Below are 5824 nucleotides of genomic sequence, written 5' to 3'. Positions count from 1 at the left end.
GCCGACTTTCGTAAGTCCCGACATTAAACAGATTGTTTGACCATCTCAGCAGTTGCTCTACAATGGATTTGTCGAATTCCTTTAAATGCCAGATATCTTTTTGTACTGCATACATTTGACTTTCACCTCCCTTGATTAATTTTACTGCATTTGGTAGTTGGGAAATTGGTAGGCAGGATAAATCTTGCGATGCCCTTTCATCCCTGCACTAAAGTCACAGGGTTTTCAGGGAGTTTTTTATAATCGAGCAATTTTCGCTGGGCGGTTTTTTATTTTAGATTTTCGATTGTTAACAGTCAACTAATTACCATTCCGATTCTAATGGCAATTCAAAAAAACTCGGACTCAGATGTATATCGGTCAAATCCGTTTCGCTCAAATAAGCGTCGGTCAAAAATACCCCTTTTAAACTTGCGCCTTTGAGGTTAGTACCTTTCAGGTTAGCACCTCTGAGATTAACTCGGAATAAATGAGCATCGCTCAAGTCTGCCTCAGTTAAATCTGCTCCCTCCAAATTTACTCTCATCAAATCTGCTTTTCTGAGGTCAGCTTCGTTTAACTTAGCGCCGCTGAGGTTAGCTTTTGTCAAGTCTACACCTCTCAAGTCTGCCCCGCTCAAGTTAGCGAACAGCAAAGTAGCTCCGGTGAAATCTGTCTCCCTCAAATCGGCATCCCTTAAATTAGCGCCGCTGAGGTCAGCCCTTGTTAAGTCTACACCCCGGAGGTCAGCAGAACTCAAGTTTACTTGGTGTAAAATTGCGCCGCTTAAATCGGCTCCTCTTAAATCCGTTCCCTCCAAGTTTGCACCTTTGAGGTAAGCTTTTTTTAAGCTAGCTCTGCTGAGGTCTACATTTTTGAGATTGACCGAAGTTAAGTTAGAAGCGCTCAAATTAGCTCCGCTTAAATCTGACCCGTTTAAGTCGGCTCCGGTTAAATTTACCCCTTGCAGCGATACATTGGGAGCAATTAAATAAGCTCCACCCAGAGCGGGGTCAATGCCTTCTGAAAACAAAGTCTTGTTGCTGTAAACAGCTTTTTCTAAAATCGTGGCGTTCAAACTGGCTTCCCTCAAGTCCGCTCCGCTGAGGTTGGCTCCTGCTAAGTTGGCCCGATCGAGTTTTGCGCCAAATAAAATAGCTTTGTATAAGTTTGTCCGCCGCAAATCGGCTCCTTTTAAATCGGCTTCGGTCAAATCTACCCTAGCCAGATTTAAGCCAGGGAGCGAAGCATTGGGAGCTAGCAAAAATGCTCCCATTGCACCCGGATCAATATCATCGGGAAAGATAGTCCGGTTGTTGTATACGGCCTTGTCTAAAATGGCACCGCTCAACTGAGAACCGCGCAAATCCGCCCCACTGAGGTTGGCTCTGGTTAAGTTGGCTTCGTGGAGATTTGCTCCAACTAAATTAGCCTTGATCAAACTTGCTTGTTTGAGGTTGGCGCCCGTGAGCTCTGCTCCTACGAGAGTAGCTTCTCGGAGGACAGCACCGGTCAAATCGGCTCTAGTGAGGTTAGCTAAATTGAGAAATGATTCAGCTAAATCTGCCCCGCTGAGATTGGCGCCAGTAAGGTCGGCTTCGATCAGGTCTGCATACCTGAGAATAGCGTTGCTAAGGTTGGTTTCTCGGAGGTCGGTGCCTCTGAGGTTTGCTCCCCGGAGTTCCGCGCCTCCGAGGTTGGTGCCTTTAAGTGCTTGTCCCCTGAGGTCGAGCCGGTGCAGAAAGTCACCAACGTTCATTTGCATGTCAAATTCGCTCTCTTTAATGCTGAACCTAGCTTGACATTCCGATGGCTGAATCGGAAATAGGACCAAAACTATAAATTTTTTGAGGTTGAAGCTTGGCGCACACGGACGCGACTTGTTCGAGGGGGAAGGTTTCGCGATCGAGCTGGACTTGCAGGGTTTTGAGCGGATCTGCACCGGAGGAAACCATTACTTCTAATGTTTGCAAATTCGGCTCTGTGCTGATTTCGCTCAGAATTTTGCCGATCGCCTTGACGTAAGGATGGTTTGGATCTTGGTACCAATCGGGGCCTGCGAGTCCGGCTTGATCGAAGCCTAGGTGAACAATGAGGGAGCCTTCTCCGAAAAGGGCTATTCCCACCGGCCGCGCTTCTTCTTGCAGCAGCAAGTGCTGGTTAGCCGCCAAATGCCGGAGTTTTTCGAGGTGTTGGTACCGATTTTGGATTGCAGAATCTTCCTCTTTTCCCTCTGACGAATGTCTCCTACCTTCTTCCTTCGTTTCGTTCCACTGAATCGCCACTGTTACTAAATAAGTTTGCAGTAGCATATGACCGAGTTTTTCGGCTTTTGTTGCCAGATAGATCGAGTTGTAATCTGTGGCTTCAATTAGTAAGGGGACGCGATCGGCTACTTCAATGCCGTAACCTTTCAAACCGGCAATTTTGCGCGGGTTGTTGGTAATTAAGCGAATTTTTTTAACTCCCAAATCGTTGAGCATTTGCGCTCCGACGCCGTAGTTTCGCAAGTCGGCGGGGAATCCCAACCGTTCGTTGGCTTCGACTGTATCGAATCCCAAATCTTGCAGCGAGTAAGCTTTTAGTTTATTTACCAATCCAATGCCGCGACCTTCTTGGCGCAAGTAAACTATGACGCCAGAACCGACATTTTCGATCATTTTCAGTGCCGCTTGCAGTTGCATCCGGCAGTCGCAGCGCAGGGAACCCAAAGCATCGCCTGTCAGGCATTCGGAATGCACCCGCACCATCACGGGTTTGTCTTTAAATTCGGCCGGGTCGCCCTTGACAATAGCAACGTGTTCTGAATTGTCTTGGGTGTCGCGGTAGGCGTAAATCATAAACTCGCCGAATTGAGTGGGCAATTGGGCGACGGTTTCGCGGCGGACGAATCGATCGTGCTTGAGTCGGTAGCTAATTAAGTCAGCAATACTGATTATTTTAAGGTTGTGGGTTTTGGCGTACTCGATTAATTCGGGCAACCTCGCCATCGAACCGTCGGGGTTTTGAATTTCGCAGATGACGCCGCTGGGATACAGCCCAGCGAGTCTGGCGAGGTCAACGGATGCCTCGGTGTGACCGGCGCGTTTGAGGACGCCGCCGTCGATCGCCCGCAGGGGGAAAATGTGACCGGGACGGCGCAAGTCTTGAGGTTTGGTGTCCGGGTGGATGGCTACTTGGATGGTGCGCGCCCGGTCTTCGGCGGAGATGCCGGTACTGACGCCGTTGACTGCATCGATGCTGACGGTGAAGGCAGTTTGGTTGTTGTCAGTGTTTTTGCTGACCATCAGGGGCAGTTCCAGGCGATCGAGCCTTTCGCCACTCAAGGCTAGACAAATCAAACCCCGCGCGTTCACGGCCATGAAATTGATGTTGTCGGGGGTGGCGAATTGGGCGGCACAAATCACGTCGCCTTCGTTTTCGCGATTTTCGTCATCGACTACTACCACCATGCGACCTGCTTTGAGGTCTACGAGGGCGCTGTCAATTGAGTCAAATTGAAAGGATTGAGTTGAGGTGTTGTTATTTGTCACTGAGGAGTTCAAGCTATAAACAGTAATGTTATGGAAATAGAATGTATTTTCGATTGTAACCTTTTGTTTCCGACAGGGCGATTCCCCAGTCCAGATGAGTTTGACAATCTTTTTAAAGTCACTTACTATAATTATTGCATCTTGTCAACAAAATCTCTCCCAAATATTTCATGAGTTTGACTGAGATCGCGAATATTTTAAGTAAACCGTACTTCTAAGCTCCTAATTGCTTAATTATAATGTTGATTGTTGGGAGACAATGTGCGATCGGGCAAAAGCAATATTGAAATTAGGGTCGATTACTGCAAGATTGTGGCTAATGGAATAGATGATTTTTTGAGGAAGGCTGACATTTTAAAGCTCCGCCCGATGGGACAATATTGATATCCCGTCAAATTATCCCAACCATGAATAATTGGCCGAAATTCCTCCCCGATCCTACATCGTGCGCGAGAGGGTTTGCCTTAAGCATTAGCTTTTGGCTGATTGTTTCTTTACTATGGCCCAATGCTTACTACTATTCCTACAGATTTAGCAGGACGTACTGGTACACCATCAGGAACTCTGACTGGGAATCCCCGATCGTACTTGCTTGGTTGTGCCAAATCTGGTTATTTGCTTTCTATCACTGGGGGGTAACTAAGTTTGCCGAGTGGGTGGAAATTCGCCGGCACAATCAGCAACCACAGGCAATATCGGCATGGCAGCATTGGAGGGAAGGCATTATCGCATTTCTGACGCTACCTGCTGCGATTGTAATGGGAATTCCGGCGATCGCGCTTTTTATGCTGCCGCTCAGAAGCTTTTCGGGCGCGCTCGTTGCTTTAATTCTAGGAACTGCGATCGCATCTGCTTACCTGTATCACTTCCGCTTTGCAAAGCTGCTTAAAACTCTTCTTAAATTCTTATGGATTTTCTATGCAGAGCTTCTAAAGATACTTGAACTTTTGTTAGTTCCAGTATTAACTGGTACTCCGTTTTTTCTGCTAACTGTTGCGACGGCCGAAATCGTGCCAATACAGCTACTGCCGCTGACAACCTTTCTGTTAGTTATTTGCGTACTGCTGAGCGGGATAGTGGGATATGCAGCTTTGCAGTATTGGTCAGCGCATCTAGTTAATTGGGCTGCGACGTGGTGGCCCGCTGACTCTCCTGGTTACAGTCGCCTTCAAGCCCGAAAAGCCTGGAAACACAACAGGACAGCAACCAGCCAATCTTTTGTTCGGCACACAACCAGTTGGCACTTAGCGGCTAACGACACTACCAACCTAATTTACCTAAACCTCATAGCCAGCGTACTCGGTGCGATCACTTTTCTGTTGTTTGGAGAGTCTTCAGAAGGGTCAGAAACACAAGAAGAGATTTTAGGATCTGCCGTGGCGCTAGTGTGGGTGGCGGTGTGGCATTTCTGGGGGTGGCCGCGCGAAGTAGAAATTGCTAGAGGTAAGCCGGAGGCTAAGAAAAGTCAGAGTTCAGCTAAGAAAAAGCGATCGCCCAATTCTAACTCACCGCCTCCCAATCCGGTAGAACAAGAGCTAAACCAGCTCAAAGCCTCAACTGGAATGAATCGGATGAAGCCTGTGAGACGATCGGCCCAGCCAACTCCTGAAGTTCCTCAATGGTACGTGTTTCGCAGCGGTGAAGCCAAAGGGCCCTATACCAAATTGCAATTATGGGAGGTTCAGGAAATCACAGCCCGAACCAAAGTGCGGCGCGGGGAAGCCGAGTGGCAGCGCGCCGGTGAAATTCCAGAATTAGCGTCGTACCTCACTCAAAAATAAGACAGTACACGTCACCCCACGTCCATCGGCGTCTAAGACGATCGCACTGCCCAGAAAGTAGCGCTATTCTTAGAAAAGGGATTTGTGTCAGCGAGACTCCCGGAGATTTTTATGAATATTACTTTGAGTCCTGAGCAGGTGAAATTGATCGAAGCGCAATTAGCACTGGGGCAGTTTACCTCGCCGGAAGAGGTGATTACAAAAGCCCTCCAGACTTTGACTCAAACGCGGAAGCTTTATTGCGAGTGGGTGGAAGAGGTGCGCTCTTCGGTGGAGGAAGCGGAGGCGGAACTATCGCGGGGTGAGGGAATTCCTTTAGAGACTGCGATCAAGCAATTGCAGGAAAAGTTTCGCAAGGCACGAGAGGTTCAGGGATGAGCCGATGCTTTGTCTCTCCAACAGCAAGCCGAGACTTGGATGCCATTGGTGATTATTTTGTTGGGCGCAATATTGACTGGAGTTTAGACTAAGCACAAATTGACTCAGCCTGAGCTGAGTGGAAAAAATGGTTAATCAGCGAGAGGTTCTCAA

At 48.2% G+C, this 5824-nt stretch carries 4 protein-coding genes and 1 pseudogene; 2 read left to right on the top strand and 3 right to left on the bottom strand.

Annotated features, from left to right (window positions below; all coding sequences use genetic code 11):
• The 3 genes and pseudogenes from QUA36_RS30520 to ribBA form a co-directional block, all read right to left on the bottom strand.
• Positions 1 to 115: pseudogene (locus QUA36_RS30520) on the bottom strand (RNA-guided endonuclease InsQ/TnpB family protein); the annotation flags it as partial.
• Positions 116 to 304: 189 nt separating this feature from the next.
• Positions 305 to 1744, bottom strand: coding sequence for a pentapeptide repeat-containing protein (locus QUA36_RS30515; protein ID WP_333460085.1), 1440 nt, complete (start codon positions 1742 to 1744; stop codon positions 305 to 307).
• A 28-nt stretch (positions 1745 to 1772) separates the two neighbouring features.
• A complete protein-coding gene (ribBA, locus tag QUA36_RS30510) occupies positions 1773 to 3512 on the bottom strand; it encodes a bifunctional 3,4-dihydroxy-2-butanone-4-phosphate synthase/GTP cyclohydrolase II (protein ID WP_333460084.1) in 1740 nt (579 codons plus the stop codon).
• A gap of 407 nt (positions 3513 to 3919) precedes the next feature.
• On the opposite strand from ribBA, the gene QUA36_RS30505 reads away from it, so the two are divergent.
• A complete protein-coding gene (locus QUA36_RS30505; protein WP_333460083.1) occupies positions 3920 to 5293 on the top strand; it encodes a DUF4339 domain-containing protein in 1374 nt (457 codons plus the stop codon).
• A gap of 111 nt (positions 5294 to 5404) precedes the next feature.
• A complete protein-coding gene (locus tag QUA36_RS30500) occupies positions 5405 to 5671 on the top strand; it encodes a hypothetical protein (protein WP_333160130.1) in 267 nt (88 codons plus the stop codon).
• Positions 5672 to 5824: the final 153 nt, after the last annotated feature.

Source organism: Microcoleus sp. Pol10D4, from assembly GCF_036701555.1.
Taxonomy (GTDB): Bacteria; Cyanobacteriota; Cyanobacteriia; order Cyanobacteriales; family Microcoleaceae; genus Microcoleus.
The sequence above is the reverse complement of the archived record's forward strand: the minus strand, read 5'-3'. Positions and strand labels throughout refer to the sequence as shown.